At 62.1% G+C, this 15,457-nt stretch carries 8 protein-coding genes and 2 rRNA genes; 4 read left to right on the forward strand and 6 right to left on the reverse strand.

The genetic code is table 11. The features are described 5' to 3' along the window. Positions 1–32: 32 nt before the first annotated feature. Both EPN33_14320 and EPN33_14325 read right to left on the reverse strand, forming a co-directional pair. Complete coding sequence (locus EPN33_14320) at positions 33–692, reverse strand: hypothetical protein (GenBank protein ID TAN20955.1); 660 nt, start codon at positions 690–692, stop codon at positions 33–35. Between the two features lie 258 nt (positions 693–950). Continuing rightward, the gene (locus EPN33_14325; GenBank protein TAN20968.1) at positions 951–1,514 is read right to left on the reverse strand and encodes a DedA family protein; all 564 of its coding nucleotides are present in this window, start codon (positions 1,512–1,514) and stop codon (positions 951–953) included. A 161-nt stretch (positions 1,515–1,675) separates the two neighbouring features. On the opposite strand from EPN33_14325, the gene EPN33_14330 reads away from it, so the two are divergent. The 4 genes from EPN33_14330 to EPN33_14345 all read left to right on the forward strand — a co-directional run bounded on the left by EPN33_14330 (position 1,676) and on the right by EPN33_14345 (position 8,076). Further along, positions 1,676–2,560, forward strand: a complete 885-nt coding sequence (locus tag EPN33_14330) for an NAD(P)-dependent oxidoreductase (protein TAN20956.1) — start codon at positions 1,676–1,678, stop codon at positions 2,558–2,560. A 230-nt stretch (positions 2,561–2,790) separates the two neighbouring features. Further along, on the forward strand, positions 2,791–5,745 hold the full coding sequence (locus EPN33_14335; protein TAN20957.1) for a hypothetical protein: 2,955 nt from the start codon (positions 2,791–2,793) through the stop codon (positions 5,743–5,745). 35 nt (positions 5,746–5,780) lie between these two features. Further along, the gene (locus EPN33_14340) at positions 5,781–6,647 is read left to right on the forward strand and encodes a hypothetical protein (GenBank protein TAN20958.1); all 867 of its coding nucleotides are present in this window, start codon (positions 5,781–5,783) and stop codon (positions 6,645–6,647) included. Between the two features lie 22 nt (positions 6,648–6,669). Then, complete coding sequence (locus EPN33_14345; protein ID TAN20959.1) at positions 6,670–8,076, forward strand: APC family permease; 1,407 nt, start codon at positions 6,670–6,672, stop codon at positions 8,074–8,076. A 3-nt stretch (positions 8,077–8,079) separates the two neighbouring features. On the opposite strand, the gene EPN33_14350 is transcribed toward EPN33_14345, so the two are convergent. The 4 genes from EPN33_14350 to EPN33_14365 all read right to left on the reverse strand — a co-directional run. Then, positions 8,080–11,388: a hypothetical protein gene (locus EPN33_14350; GenBank protein TAN20960.1), complete on the reverse strand. Its 3,309-nt coding sequence runs from the start codon at positions 11,386–11,388 to the stop codon at positions 8,080–8,082. Between the two features lie 77 nt (positions 11,389–11,465). Beyond that, positions 11,466–14,609, reverse strand: a complete 3,144-nt coding sequence (locus EPN33_14355; GenBank protein ID TAN20961.1) for a TonB-dependent receptor — start codon at positions 14,607–14,609, stop codon at positions 11,466–11,468. Positions 14,610–14,755: 146 nt separating this feature from the next. After that, positions 14,756–14,871 (reverse strand): 5S ribosomal RNA (gene rrf, locus EPN33_14360). Between the two features lie 190 nt (positions 14,872–15,061). Continuing rightward, positions 15,062–15,457 (reverse strand): 23S ribosomal RNA (locus EPN33_14365); the annotation flags it as partial.

The raw sequence follows: 15,457 nt of genomic DNA on the forward strand, positions 1-15,457 counted from the left end.
CATTTTAAGCCATCCGCGGCCAGCGCCCCCGCTCAGCGGTGTGGAATGACGGGCGGCTGTTTCTTTTTTGCCGGCAGCTTTTTCACGGGCTTCGCGGTCGTGTTAGCGTCCTGAATCACCAGCGTGGCTGGCGGTGGCGCCGGGGACGGGCGGGGTACGGCCAGATGCGTCGAGGCCGACGGGTGATGCGCGGCGTAATCGGCACTGCCGTGCACCTCGATCCAGGAACCGAGCTGATCGAGGCTCTGGCGCAGTTCATCGGTCGCCGAGCGCAACGCTACGCCGCCGTCGTCGTCGTCATCCTTTGCCGGCAGCACCGCGGCGCTGCGCTGCGCGACCGCAAGCACGGCGTCGGCATCCTGATAAAGCCGGAATGCAGCGCCAAGATTTTCTGGCGCGGCACGGAAGGCCTGCAACAAGCCTGGCATGGCTTGGGTAAGGTTACGCATGAGCGACGCTTGGCCGTCGGTAAGCGCCTGCTTTTCTCCCGTGGGCACATGAAGCTGGCTGGGATCGAGCGCACCGATTGCGGTCTGCAACGATTGCAGCGACTCGCCGAGCTGCAGCGCAATTCCCTGACCGGTCAGGTTAGATGCAACCGAAGGAGCCTGCGCCCGCGCTAAGCCAAAGCTCAGGGCCGCAGCAATGAACAACGTCGTCGACCACGATCCAACCGCACGTAGACGCACCATTGCTGAATTGGATGCAGCGGCGGGCTGCTTGGCGGCAAGTGTCCGCGCAAACAAAAAAGGAAGTCGGCTCGCTTCCCCCCGGAAAAGCCGACTCCCTCATTTTTTGGCCTGATTTCGGAAGACCGAAATCCGGCACCTCGCCTACCTACTTAGCACGCAGCATGCCAAACTCGATAAACACCCTAGGTATGGCTTTTGGCGGATATCCAGAGCGCTAGCAGCCTGGATCGTTCAGTGACTGAATAGTCAATTGTTACGTTACGAAATTTTCACACCTTCATCGCGGAGTTTTCTCCGAAAACGGCGCACATGATGCCATGCAGCCAGCCCCACGGCGATGACGAGCAGCAGTGCCCAGATCAAGTCAAACCTATGAAAATAAGGGGCTATCTGGTTCCAGTTTTCGCCCAAACGGAATCCAATATACGAAAGCAGGAATCCCCAGGCAAGTGAACCCACGAAAGTGTAGAAATGGAAACGCAGCAGCGGCATGCGCACCACGCCGGCAGGCAGCGCGATGTAAGTGCGGACAATGGGCAGGACACGACAGACCAGCACCGTTACATCACCGTGGCGGCGAAACCAGGCCTCGGCGCCATCCAGGTCAGCAGGGGCGATCAGCAGCCAGCGGCCGTAACGATGGGCCAGCGGGCGGCCGCCGTAATGGCCCACGGCGTAGGCAAGCATCGAGCCGATGTTATTGCCCACGGCGGCGGCCACGGCCACCCAGAGCAGCTCAAATCGGCCGGTGGCGACCAAAAAGCCGGAAAACGTCAGGATGATTTCGGAGGGAACGGGAATACAGGCCGACTCCAGCGTCATCAGCAGGACGACGCCGCTATAGCCGAGCGAGGCAATGATGGTGATGATGTGCTGGCTGGCCCAGGAAAGCACCGCGTAGTAAGCATAGCAGCCATATGCGAATTTAGGGCGGCAAGCCCCGGCCGTGGATGATACCGTTGGATTAAGGACAACGAGACGACATGAACATCACCTTTCTCGGAACCGGAATCATGGGAGCACCCATGGCGGCGAACCTGGCGCGTGGAGGCCACACGGTGCAGGTGTGGAACCGGACACGCGAGAAGGCGAATGTAGCGGGTTGCACCTGGGTGAATTCTCCGCTTGACGGCGCGCAGCAAGCCGACGTGGTCTGGATGTGCCTGAGCGACACGGCCGCGGTGGAAGAGGTAGCCGAACAAATGTTTCCGGCAGCCAGACCCGGTCTCGTGGTGGCCGATTCCAGCACGATATCGCCGCGGGTGAGCCGGGAGCTGGCCATGAAGTGGGCGGAGCGCGGCGCGGTATGGGTCGATTGTCCGGTGACCGGATCGCGCAGTGGCGCCGAGGCCGGACAACTGATCTTTATCGCGGGCGGGCCCGAGGCCACGATCCAGCAGCTCTCGCCTCTATTTGAGGCGATGGGCCAGCGCATTTTTCATATGGGCGACAACGGCATGGGTCTGGCCACCAAACTGGCCATGAACCTGAACATCGCCCTGATTTACCAGGGCATGAGCGAAGGCCTGGTGCTGGCGGAAAAATCCGGCATCCCGGCCGAGCAAATGCTGGCGATCATGGGCGCCACGATGCTGCGCTCGGGCGTGAGCGACTATAAGTCGCCGGCCATCGCGCGGCGCGACTTCAAAGCCAACTTTCCGTTGCGGCTCATGCTCAAGGATATTCACCTGATGTTGGATCAAGCGCGCGAGCTGCGGGTCAAACTGCCGGCGCTAGAGACCGTGGAAGAAGTCTATGCCGTCGCCGAGGAAGAGGGCCTGGGCGAGATGGATTACGCCGCGGTGCTGACGCTGTTGGAAAAATGGGCCTCGCTGCCCGGCGGCGACGTTACCCTGGCGGCGGATTAGCGCCTACCGTCGCGCTAGGAGCATTCCGACCTGCGCAAGGCGGTCCGCACCGCTTCCCATTGGCTGTTCCGGCATCATCAAACTGAGACCGCGGGCGCGCTTGTGCAGCCAATCCACCCGCATGTCGATCAGCTGCAGCGCGATGCGGGTGGCCGTTTGGCGGGTTAACCTGAGCTTTTGACTTCCCTCTCCGGGCGGAGTCTGCTATAACCTTGCGGGGGGTTTCCCGCATGCGCCTTCGCACATTTCTGTCATGTCTGACTGGTCTGACCGTCCTGGCGGTTCTGCCGCTCGCAGCACAACAGAACTGCACCGTCCAGCCCGATACGCAGTACACCTCTCAGATCCTCAAAGACACCACGCTCACCGAGTTCGACACCTCGCTCACTAACCATCTGAATGTGAGCTCCTGCGTCGAGCCGCCGGACAAGTTCCTCGGCCACATCGTGGGCGCGCCCAACGTACTCGACAAAATCGAGAAGATTGAGGCCTACATGGCGCAGCTCGCCTCCCAGAGCCCGCGCGTCAAGGTCTACGACATCGGCAAGAGCGAGGAAGGCCGCGAAACCCAACTGGTCGTCATTTCCAGCGCAGAAACCATCGCCAACCTGGGCAAGTACACCGGCATTACCGCCAAGCTCGCCGACCCCCACGGCCTGAGCAAGGAAGCCGCCGAGGCGCTGATCGCGCAGGGCAAGCCCTTCTATTGGGCGCTGGGCAGCATTCACTCCCCGGAAACCGGTTCGCCGGAAATGCTCATGGAGCTGGCCTATCGCGTGGCCACCGACCCCTCGCCGTTTTACCAGAACATCCGCCAGCACGAAATCGTGATGATCACGCCGGCCACCCAGGTCGATGGCCGCGACCGCGAAGTCGAGCTGTACAACCATCACAAAGCGCATCCCAAAGAACCGCAGCCGGGCCTGATCTGGTGGGGCCATTACGTCTCCCACGATGACAACCGCGATGGCCTGACGCTGTCGCTGCGGCTTTCGCAGATCGTGATGGATACCACGATGAAGTGGCATCCGACGGTCATGCACGATCTGCACGAATCGGTCCCCTACATCTACGTCATGAGCGGCACCGGGCCGTACAATCCCTGGCTCGATCCCATCGAGATCAACGACTGGACGCAGATGGCCTACTACGATGTCGACCATCTCAACGAGCAGGGCGTGATCGGCGCCTGGACGCACGGCTTCTTTGACGGCTGGGCGCCCAACTACATGCTGGACGCCGCCTGGATGCACAACATCATCGGCCGCTTCTACGAAACCTACAGCATCAACGGCGCCGACAGCGGCCTGTCGAAGCTCAGCTCGGGCGAGACCAGCCGCGAATGGTACCGGCCCAGTCCGCCCCTGCCTAAGGTCTATTGGTCGGCGCGCAACAACATCAACCTGCAGGAAAGCGGCGTGCTCTATGCCATGAGCAATGTCGCCACCAACCACGAGCACTTCCTGCGCGATTTCTACCTGATGAGCCTGCACTCGATCGACATGGCGAAGACGGAAGGCCCAGCCGCGTACGTGTTCCCAGCGAATGATCCGCGCCCAGGCTTGCAGGCGCGCCTGCTGCAGACTTTGCAGCGGCAGAAAGTCGAGATTTCACGCGCCACCGGCGCCTTCACCGCCAAGGGCGAGATTCCCGGCGACAAAGCGAAAGAATGGCACTTCCCTGCCGGCAGCTACGTCGTCCGGCTTGACCAGCCCTATAGCCGTGAGGCGGCGGCGCTGCTCGGGCAGGAATATTACTCGCCCAAATCGCCGCGCAACTACGACGACACCGGCTGGACAATGGGCGCGCTCGGCAACGTCGAAACCGTCCAGGTCACCGACCCTAAAGTCCTGCAAGTGCCGATGACGGCGGTGAAAGGCACGGTGGAGGCGCCAGGCGGCGCGCGCGGTGCTGCCCACATATTCGCTATCGACGCCAACGCCGACCCGAACATCGCCATGTTCCGCTACGCGCTGGCCTCCACGCCCATGGAAGTGGCCGAGAAGAGCTTCGAAATGGCCGGCCGAAAGTTCAACGCCGGCACGGTCATTATCCGCAATAGCAGCGCTTCCGCGCTGAACGCCGCGGCAGAAACCGCCGGCGTGCGGCTGCTGGGTCTTGCAGCGGTGCCCAAGGTGCCCATGCACCCGCTCCTCGCCCCGCGCATCGCCATCGTCCACAACTGGAGCAACACCACCAACGACGGTTGGTTCCGCGTTTCGTTTGACGAAATGAAGCTGCCCTACGATTACGTGGCGCTGAACAAGCTGGGTACGATTCCCGACTTACGCTCCAAATACGACGTCATCCTTCTGCCGCCCAACGACCGCTCGCTGGCAGGCATTGTAAACGGCGTCAGTGGTAAGCAACCGATTCCCTGGCAGAACACCGCGGACATGCCCAACCTGGCGCCGCCGGGCCTCGATTCCACGCCCGACATTCGCGGCGGCCTGGGTCTGGCCGGTTTGCAGCGGCTGGGCGAGTTCGTTGCACAAGGTGGACTGCTGATCGCCATCGGCCCCGATATGGCGGTGGCGGCCGATACGGGCATGACGCCGGATGTCACGCTGCGGCAGCCGCGCGGCCTCGATGCGCCCGGCATTGTGGCGCGCGCGCAGATCACCGACCTCGACAGCCCCATAGCCTACGGCTATAGCCCTGATCTGGACATCTACTATTCCGCCGGCCCGTTGATTTCGATCAGCAGCGGCGGCCGTGGCTTTGAAGGCTTTGGCGGCGGCGGCAATCAGGGCCGCGCCAGCGGCATCGGCAGTGTTACTTCGCCCGACATCCTCCAGACCCGACCGTCCGATTCCGTCCTGCTGACGAAGTCGCTCGGCAAGCTCACCTTGAAAGAAGCGGAAAAGCAAACCCCCGCGCGGCGCTTCGACGGAGGCCCGGCGGGTCCGCCCCCGCGCGTGATCGTGCGACTGGTCAAGAACCCCGACGACGTGCTCCTCAGCGGCCTGCTCACCGGCGCCAAGGAGATCGCCAACCAGCCCATGGTCGTGCAGACGCGCCACGGCGAAGGCTACATCGTGCTCTTCGCCACCAACCCCTTCCGCCGCAATGAGACCGGCGGCGAGTTCGCGCTGGTCCTGAACGCCGCAATGAACTACAAGAACCTCAACGCCGGCGCCAAGCCAAAGAAGACCCCGGTTACCGACAACCCCTCTGGTAACTGAGGTATGCTGGGCAGAGCTTTAGGAGAGCTCCCCAGATGTTTCAAGAGGACACTACGCCTCCGCCGCCGCCGAAAGGCGGCCCGAGCGCGGCTGCGGGCTGGTGGCTGCTGGCCGCCATCATCGCCGTCGCGGCGGGCGGATTTTTTTGGGTGCGCACCCAGAACCAGGCGCTGGCGCAGCAATTGGCCAGCGTACAAAAGCAAGCGGCTACGCAGGCGACGGAACTTGACGGCTTGCGCGCACGACTGCACGTCAGCGCGTCCGAGTTGGAGCGGCTGGCGGCGTCGGCGAACAGCACCCGCCAGCAGGTGAGCCAGACGCAAGCACAGTTGGCATCGGCGCGCGAACAGACGCAGTCGCTGGCGCAGCAGACGGCGCAAAACATCGCTGCGGTGAAGCAGGATACGGGACGCCAGCTCGGCGCCATCAACGGCAGCATCAGCGGCGTGCAAGGCGACGTTTCCACCAACAAGAAGGCCATCGCCGATACCAAGGCGGAACTCGAAGCCACACGCGCGAAGCTCAAATCCACCATCGGCGACCTGGGCATCCAGAGCGGCCTGATCGCCACCACGCGCGATCAGCTCACGGTGCTGGAAAAATCCGGCCAGCGAGCCTACTACCAGTTCTCACTCGACAAGCACAACAAAAAGCCGGTGCGCGTGGGCGCGCTCTGGCTGCGGCTGCGCAAGGTCGATCCCAAGCACGGCAAGTACAACGTGGACGTGTACGTGAACGACACCCGCATCGAGAAGAAGGACAAGTACCTCGATGAGCCGGTGCAGTTCCTGGTGGGCAGCGATCACGCGCTGAACGAGCTGGTGGTCTACCAGATGGACAAGAACACCGTCACCGGCTACGTCTCCGCGCCGAAGTACCGGCACACCGGCAGCGCCAACTAAGGAATTCGTCTAAGCTGCCTGCATGGGAAGCCTCACCCGTCAGCAGAGCGCTCCGCACCTCGTCCGCGGCATCGGCCTCAAGGGCGGTATCGCCCTCAACATGATCAACATGATCGGGGTGGGGCCGTTCATTACCCTGCCGCTGATCCTGGCTGCGATGGGCGGCCCGCAGGCGATGCTGGGCTGGATTCTGGGCGCTGTCTTCGCCCTATGCGACGGGCTGATCTGGGCCGAGTTGGGCGCGACGTTTCCGGAGGCGGGCGGATCCTACCGCTACCTGGCCGAGTGCTACGGGCCGAAGTGGGGACGGCTGCTGTCGTTTCTCTTCGTCTGGCAGTTGAGCTTCTCGGCGCCGCTGTCTATTGCCAGCGGCTGCATCGGCCTGGCGCTCTACTCCACCTATTTTTTCCCCACCCTTGATCACCAGCTCCTGCACGTGGGCAGCGCCGCGATTGGCATTTCGCTGAGCGGGGCGACCGCGGTCGCGGTGGGCGTCTGCCTGCTGGCGCTGTGGCTGGCCTACCGGCGGGTGAACAACATCGACAAGATTTCGCAGTACCTCTGGTTGGGCGTGGCAGCGACGGTGGTGTGGGTGATTTTCGCCTCACTCACGCACTTCCACGCCAAGCTGGCCTTCACCTTCCCGCCCCATGCCTTCGCCTTCAGCGGCAGCTTCTTCCTCGGCCTCGGCTCAGCCATGCTGATCGCCACCTACGATTACTGGGGTTACTACAACGTCGGCTTCCTGGGCGGCGAAATCGAGCAGCCGGAGAAGAACATTCCGCGCGCCATTCTCTGGTCGGTGGTGCTGGTTGCGATCATTTACATCGTCATGAACATCGGCGTCATCGGCGTTATGCCTTGGCAGGTGCTGACCAGCGGGCTCAACCAGAACTACGTCATTTCGATCTTCATGGAGCACATCTACGGCGGCTGGGCCGGTGGCCTGGTCACCGCACTCATTATCTGGACCGCCTTCGCTTCGGTCTTTGCACTTATGCTGGGCTACTCGCGCGTGCCTTACGCCGCCGCGACGGACGGTAATTACTTCAAGAGCTTTGCCAAGCTGCACCCGAAGGGGCAGTTCCCGCACGTCTCGCTGCTCTGGATCGGCGGCGTTGCGGCGCTGTTCTGCTGCTTTTCGCTGGCGGCAGTGATCGCCGCGCTGGTGGTGATCCGCATTGCCCTGCAGTTCCTGCTGCAGGCGATTGGCCTGCTGGTGCTGCGTGCGCGCCGGCCAGACCTCCGGCGCCCGTTCCGGATGCGGTGGTATCCCCTGCCGGCGCTGGTGGCGATTGCCGGTTTTATCTACGTATTGTTCTCGCGCACAAACTCGGCGGTGCAACTGCGCTACGCCGGGGTGATTGCCGCGATTGGCGTCATTATCTTTTTGACGCGGATGCGCAAGCGGCCCGCAACCCGCACCTAACCCTTATTTCTGCGGCGGGGCGGCGCAACTGGGGTCGCCGAGCCGCGACGCCGAAACGCGAAGCGGGGGCAGATGGTTCTGGCCAAGCACGCGGTTGAGAGCCACGACGTCGGTCGTCCGCAGGTGGTTCCAGGTGGTCACGGTCTGGTTAAACTGCTTGCATTCGCCTTGCCAGGTCGCAATCTGCGCGGGCGTGGGCGCCATATCGAGGCCGACCTGAACGATACTGATCAGCGAGTTGAACTCGTTGTTCAGATCGACGAAGGAGACCAACGCGCCAGGTTTGGGCGCCGGACCGCGGCGGAAGAAGCCACGGCCGGTTTCGACCTTGCCGCCCACGGCAGTGAGTTTGGTGTCGAGTGCCTTGGCTTGCGCGGCGACCGCGCCGGGCGGATTGGATTGCTGGAGCGTGGCGAGTTGCGCCTGCAGCTTGGCAACCTCTATATGGCCCTGGTAGGAGCTGTCCATGGCGTGGTAAGCGTCTAAGTTGATCTGGTTCTGCGCGCGCAGTTCGGCCATCACGGCGGGGCCCTGACCGACGCGAGGATCGTTGATGACGGTCAGCGTTCGGCTGTAGACCTGTCCATCGACGGTGAGCTTCAGAGTGTAGCGGCCGGGGATGACCTGCATTCCGTGCGGCCCGGCGGTGACGGAGTGCTCGACCATGTTCATCTGGTTTTCCAGATCGTGACGGAAGGCAGGCGGGTCGTTGTACTGCAGATCCCAACTAACGCGGTGCATGCCGGCCGCGGTGGGCAGGGCACGGCTTTGCGGGGTCGACAGCCAATAGTCGGGATAATGCGCGCCGGTAACCGGCGGCGGCAGCGTGCTCGAGGCGGAATGAATCAGGTTGCCGCGGGAATCGTACACGTCCAGCGTGATAGGGCCCGAAGGCGGCTGGCTGAGGTAGTAGTAAATCAGAGCGCCGTAAGGAGGATTGGAAGAGTGCGGCTCCTCGGGATTGAAGGGTTGATCCCAGTTGGCATTCTTGCGATGGCGGATGGCGTCGCCGGGTTGGAACAGATAGGCGGGCGCGGCGCCGGCGACCTGGGCGGCATCGGCAGCGAGAGCGCGAAGCGGGGTGGTGTCATCCATGACCCAGAAGCCACGGCCGTAGGTGGCAACCACCAGGTCGCTCATGTGGTCGTGGGTATGGAAGACCATGTCCTGAACCGAGATGCTGGGCATGTTCTGCTGCAGCGACTGCCAGTGATCGCCGTTGTCAAAGGAGACGAAGACGGCAGTCTCGGTGCCGGCGAACAGAAGACCGGGCTGCTGCGGATCGGGCAGAATGACGTTGACCCAACTGCCGCTGCGCTGGTCGCTGGGTAAACCGTCGACGATTTTGGTCCAGGTACGGCCGCCGTCGCTGGTGCGCCAAATCCAGGGGGTGTTGCCGTCTTCGGTTTTGGTCAGATAGACGTTGTAGCGGCGGCCGCCAAGGCGGCCGGAGACGTAGGCAGTGCCGGGGGCTAGGCCCGCCGCAATGGTGTTGAATTCGAAGTGGGCGGGCACATCGGGAAGGTTGGTGACGTTCGTCCAGTGCGTGCCACCGTCAGTGGTGTGGTAGATCTGGCCGTTGTTGCTGACCGTCCAGATGACGCCTTTTTGCGCGGTGGAAATCGAGAAGTCAACAATCGCATGGCCGGGATTGAAGCGGGTCGGCACGGGAGCGGAGGCCGGCAGCGGCTGACCGCACGCCACCGTTGGAGCGCCCTTGGGCGTGGTCAGATCGGGGCTGGCGGAGGTCCAGGAACGGCCGCCGTTGTGCGTGACCAGCAGACACTGGTAGGCGATGTAGAGCGCGTGCGGATCGAAGCGGGTGTCGAATTTTTTCCAGACATCCCCGGCGGCGCGATAGTCGCGGGCGCGGACGCCGTAGTTGGGGCTGATGTTCTCCCACTGTCCGGTGGTCATGTTGATTTTGAGCAGGCCGCTGCCGCCGCCGGGGCCATAGCCAACGCCGTAGAAGATGTCGGGATGGAGCGGATCGGGCGTAATCGGGCCGAACTCGGAAGAGGGGAACGCCGACCAGTCGGTGACGTTGATCTCGCCAAAGTCACTCGCAGCACGGGTCATAACCGCGCCGGTATCCTGCTGGGAGCCGACGACCCAGTACGGATAGGAGTTGGTGGTATTGAGGTGATAGAACTGCGCGAAGGGCTCGTGATACCACAGGCTCCAGGTCTTGCCGGCGTCAAAGGAAACGGTGGCGCCCTGATCGGCGCCGATCAACATGCGGTTGTGATTCAGGGGATCGATCCACATGCGGTGATAATCTTCGCCGCCGGGCGCGCCCTTGAAGACGGTGAAGGTATTGCCGCCGTCGCGGGAGCGATAGACGGCGGTGGAGTTGGTGTAGACGACGTCGGGATTCCTGGTGTCGACGAACACGCCCGAGGTGTAGGAGCTGCCGGCGATGCGGTTGTCGGTGGGCGCCATGTGCCGCCAGCTCTGGCCGCCATCATCGGAGCGGAACAGACCGGAACCGCCGTGGACGCTGCTACCGAGAATGTAGACGCGCTGGGCCTGGGTGTTCTGCGCCACCGCGATCACGATGCGATTGTTGATGGCGGGGACGTTGGCGAGCTGGGTCCAGGTTTGGCCTTCGTCGGTAGATTTGAAGACTTCGGCAGGCTGCATTTTCGCGCCGGGGGCAGGCGGACCGAAGCGCGCGGCACCTTCGCCCTGCGTCGCGGCATACAGGACGCTGGAGTCGTCGTAGGCGGCTTCGAGGTCGCGGACGCCGTTGTAGCCGGCGGGATTGAGCACGTTCGTCCAGGTGTGGCCACCGTCGGTGGAACGGTAAATGCCCCGTCCGTCGTGACGCTCGTTGCCCTCCGTCGAGGCGAGGACGAGATTCGCGTCGTGCGGGTCGACGAAGATCCGGTCGATCTTGACCGTATCTTCGAGGCCGATGTGAGTCCAGGTGCTGCCGGCATCGGTGGACTTCCAGATGCCGTCGCCGTTGCCGCCGGCGGTGGCATCACCGGTACCGGCGTAGACGATATTGGGATCGGAGGGCGCGACCGCGAGCGCGCCAATACCCTCGACCGAGCGGACCTGATCGAAGATGGGGAACCAGGTGACGCCGGCACTGGTGGTTTTCCAGATACCGCCCTGCGGCAGGCCGACGTAATAAACATTCGGCTGCTGAATCACGCCCGCCACGGAAGCGATGCGGCCCCCGTGCCAGGGGCCAATGCTGCGCCAATGCATGCCGGCGAACAGGGAGGGGTTGACCTGGGCGAACGCCGTGACCGACAAACCCACAAGAGCGGTGAAACCAAGCCGCAGCCAGCGTGCTGACATGAGAGAACCTCCGGAATAAAGTCAGTACAAAAAAAAGCAGCGCCCGCCGCTCGGAGGCGGCGGGCGCTGGATACAGATTAGAAGGTGAACTCGGCGCCGAACTCACCGCGGAACGACTTGGGAATGGTGACGCCGTTGCCGTTGATGTAGCCGCGGGGCTGCATGAAGCTCTTCGAGGTCACCGTGCCGTTGTAGCTGCCGAAATTGGTGCGATTCGTGAGATCGAAGGCCTGAAAGAAAACGTTCAGCGAGGTGCGCTCGCTGGTGTGGAAACGCTTGCCAATGCGGGCGTCAAGATCGAAGAACGACTGCGCCCGCAAGGTGTTCGGCCCAATTTCGTGACAGGTATTATTTTGGAGGCACGGCAGCGTCGGGAAGCCATCGCTGCCGAGCACGGTGGCGGTTTTCGTGTACGCAGTGTAATTCGTGGGATCGTCGTTGGGAACGATGGCATGGGGATCGGAAAAGCCGCGGCCGTAACCGAACAAATTCTTGCCCATGCTGGTGGTGTAGGGCGGCGCTGAGGTCCATTGCAAAATGGGCGCGACATTCAGGCCCCAGGGAAGATTGAAAATGCCGCTAAAAACGATACGGTGGCGCTGATCAGTGCCGCTGGGCCCGAAGTTGAGCGGATCCCAGTAGTTCAGCGAGACAGTACTGCCACCGAAGGAAGCGGCATTGCCACCCCAGGCCAGTGAACGCGAGAGGGTATAGCTGGCATCGAGGCTGAAGTTGTGAGTCATGCGCCGCTGGAGCTCGAAATCCAGACTGTCGAAGCGGGAACGGCCGAAGGTCCCGTAATCGGCGATTTCGCCGAGTTTGGGCAGCCCGGCCGCGGTGAAGGCGGCGTCGTAGGTAAGGATTTGCGGCTGGTTGATGCCCTCAGCCTTATTCTTGTAGGCGGCCTGGATGGGGGGATTGATGTTTTGCGTCCGGCCTTCATGGAGGCCCAGCTCGTGGACGTAATCCACGATCAAGCCGGTGGAGCGATTCATCGCCCAGGTGTAGCCGAGATTGAACTGCTCGGAGACGGGATTGCGGTAGCTCGGATCGAGGATTCTGCCTTCCGCGCCCGCGGTCAAAGCCGTAGGAGCGCCGCCGGTCCAGACGGGGTTGGGATCCACGCCAAGGCGCCATTGGTTGAGCGGAATCGAAGTGCCGGGGACGGTGCACTGGCCGCAGGCGCCGCCGGGACCGCCGGTTAAACTGGCGCTGAAAACCGTGCTGAACATGGTCGGATCGGTTTGCTGCAGGGCGAAGAGGGTCTGGTTGTTGAAGATCTCGCCGTAGTACATGCCAAACCCGCCGCGCAGGAGTTGGCTGCCGTGACCGGTGAGGTCGTAGGTAAAACCGATAATCGGCGAGATGTCACTGTAATCGGTCTTGGGCACCTGCCCGAAGGGACTGCCGATGGTTTTCATGGCGATGGTAGCGCGCGCTTTCGCCACGTCGTTTTGGCCAAAGGTGTTGTAGTCCAGCTCGTAGCGCGCGCCCAGGTTGAGCGTGAGGCGCTGCGAGGCCTGCCAATCATCTTCCGCGTAGAAGCCCCAGTACTTGACGCCTCCGGTGGCGCTGAAATACGGGTCGCCGGCGGTGAGCGACATCGAGGTCACCGCGCCGGGGGTGGCGAAGCCATTGGTGTAGGTGAAGTTAGGGTTGGCGGCAGAGACGCCGTCAGCCGCGATAATGCTGGCGGAGTCGGAAAACCCGAGGCCGGGCACTTCATTGAATTTAAAAAAGCCGTTCAGTGTGGGCTCCCAGACGAAATCCTCGCCAAACTTCAGCGAATGATTGCCGTGATTGGTGGAAAAGTCATCGCGGAATTCCCACTTCTTCTGCGTCGTGTTCTGGGGGACATTGCCGTTGGTGCCGAAGTTGGCGCCATCGGGGAAGCTGACCGAATAGGGGGTGATCTGCGTGGTATCGATCAGATTGTTCCAGTACTGATAGCCGGCAGTCAATGAGTTGACGGTCGTGGGACTGATGACCGTGCTCCAGGTTAGACCGCCGAGGATCAGATTGTTCTTCGTGAAATTATTGTCGGTCGCGTCGTTGTTATTGCCATCCTGATCGTTGAGACCGTAGTTGCTCTGCCAGTTGAAATTGAAGCTCAACTGATTGGCGGCGTTGATGGTGTGATCGAGCCGCACGGAGTAGCGGTTGTCGTGGTAGGGCGTGGGAATGACCGCGACCGGCTTGGCGCCAATGGGCTGGGCCAGCGTCAGTTCGGCCTGCGCATCGGAGGTGACCGGAATCGATGTTTTTTCGTTATCGCGGAAGAAGGCGAAGAAGAAAAAGTCCTTGTTCTTGCGGACCGGACCGCCGATGTCGGCGCCGAACTGCTGGCGATCAAATTGCGGCGTGGAGCCGCTGCCGCCGTTGGCCTTCTGGGAGAAGAAGTCGGTGGCGTTGAGCGAGGTATTGGTGAAGTAGTACTGTGCGCCGCCGTGAAACTGGTTGGTGCCTTCTTTCTCGACCACGTTGATGGCCGCGCCCTCGCTGCGGCCGTTGGCGGCGGAGAAGCGCGACGGGGAAACCTTGAATTCCTGAATGGCGTTGAGCGGCAACTGCATGACCGGGCCACCGACGCTGTTGTCTTTGTTCTCGATGCCATCCACGGTCACGTTGACGTTGCGGCCGGTGCCGCCATCGACCGAGAAAGTGGCGACGCGTTCCTTGGTGGGGTCATAGGGGCGTACCGGCTTGACGCCGGGGACCAGAACCGCCAGGCTGCCGTAATCGTTGCCGTTGATCGGCAGATTCTGCACCTGGGAAGGGCTGATGTTGCCGGCTACGCCGGTTTGCGAGGTGTTGAGTATGGGCGCCACACCAGTGACTTCAACGGTTTGTGACTGAGATCCAGGCAGCATGGAAAAGTTTACGGTTACGGTCTGGCCGATCTGTACCGGCGTGGGCACGGAATTGGCTTTGGCAAAACCGGACTTGCTGACCGTGATGATGTAGCTTCCCGGGCGTACCAGCGCAAAGTTGTACAACCCGGACTGATTGCTGGGAGCGGAGCGCGCCAACCCGGTCTGGATATTGGTGAGCGTGACGGTGGCGCCGGGCAGAAGCGCCCCGGTCTTGTCGGTAACGCGGCCGGCAACGCTGCCGCTGGACGTGGCGGTTTGAGCCAGCAGTGGGAAAAATGCTCCCAATGTGACCATTAAGAACAGCAACCCGAAGCTATGCACCAGCCCGAGACGTCGCACACTTGACATGAATCCTCCGATCGGGGGGACTGCCTTCCAGCGCAGTATAGCCGGGCGAAGCTGGAAAGCAACATAAATTATCTTCGCGTTGCGGATGACGTCTGGAAAACGAAAACGCCCGCCGGCGCTTGGGCGCGGGCGGGCGTTGGAGTTTAATGCGGCGGCGTCCTACTCTCCCACCAGGTTACCCTGGCAGTACAATCGGCGCTGAAGGGCTTAACTGCCGTGTTCGGGATGGGAACGGGTGAACCCCTTCGCTATAACCACCGCAAGCGGCTCGCGCCGCCGCCCGATGTTGAGGCGGCAGCGCAAAAATCGAAAGCAAAGCGTAAGGGCAAACAGGGCCAAAGTTGAAGCACCCCGCGGCGTGAAGTGGGGCAGGTTCGCCCAGACTTCACGTCGGGCCCAATCGCGCTGATTGGGCCGGTGCAAGCGGCAGCGTTCTGCCGCGAATGAATCCGTGGAAAACCGAACGGCCGATTAGTACTGGTAAGCTGAATCCATTACTGGACTTACACACCCAGCCTATCAAACAGGTGGTCTACCTGTGGCCTTCTGAATTCCTACGGAATTGGGAGATCTCGTCTTGAGGCAGGCTTCACGCTTATATGCCTTCAGCGTTTATCCCGACCGAACTTCGCTACCCAGCGGTGCCACTGGCGTGACAACTGGAACACAAGGGGTTCGTCCATCCCGGTCCTCTCGTACTAAGGACAGGCCCTCTCAAATCTCCTACACCCACATCAGATAGGGACCGAACTGTCTCGCGACGTTCTGAACCCAGCTCACGTACCGCTTTAATGGGCGAACAGCCCAACCCTTGGAACCTTCTACAGCTCCAGGATGCGATGAGCCGA

It is taken from the genome of Acidobacteriota bacterium, from assembly GCA_004299485.1.
In the GTDB taxonomy this organism is placed as follows: domain Bacteria; phylum Acidobacteriota; class Terriglobia; order Terriglobales; family SCQP01; genus SCQP01.

Bases quoted from the DNA above. Each gene is read 5' to 3' on its own strand.
- EPN33_14320 (TAN20955.1), bottom strand. From the start codon at position 692: ATGGTGCGTCTACGTGCGGTTGGATCGTGGTCGACGACGTTGTTCATT.
- EPN33_14325 (TAN20968.1), bottom strand. From the start codon at position 1,514: ATGACGCTGGAGTCGGCCTGTATTCCCGTTCCCTCCGAAATCATCCTG.
- EPN33_14330 (TAN20956.1), top strand. From the start codon at position 1,676: ATGAACATCACCTTTCTCGGAACCGGAATCATGGGAGCACCCATGGCG.
- EPN33_14335 (TAN20957.1), top strand. From the start codon at position 2,791: ATGCGCCTTCGCACATTTCTGTCATGTCTGACTGGTCTGACCGTCCTG.
- EPN33_14340 (TAN20958.1), top strand. From the start codon at position 5,781: ATGTTTCAAGAGGACACTACGCCTCCGCCGCCGCCGAAAGGCGGCCCG.
- EPN33_14345 (TAN20959.1), top strand. From the start codon at position 6,670: ATGGGAAGCCTCACCCGTCAGCAGAGCGCTCCGCACCTCGTCCGCGGC.
- EPN33_14350 (TAN20960.1), bottom strand. From the start codon at position 11,388: ATGTCAGCACGCTGGCTGCGGCTTGGTTTCACCGCTCTTGTGGGTTTG.
- EPN33_14355 (TAN20961.1), bottom strand. From the start codon at position 14,609: ATGTCAAGTGTGCGACGTCTCGGGCTGGTGCATAGCTTCGGGTTGCTG.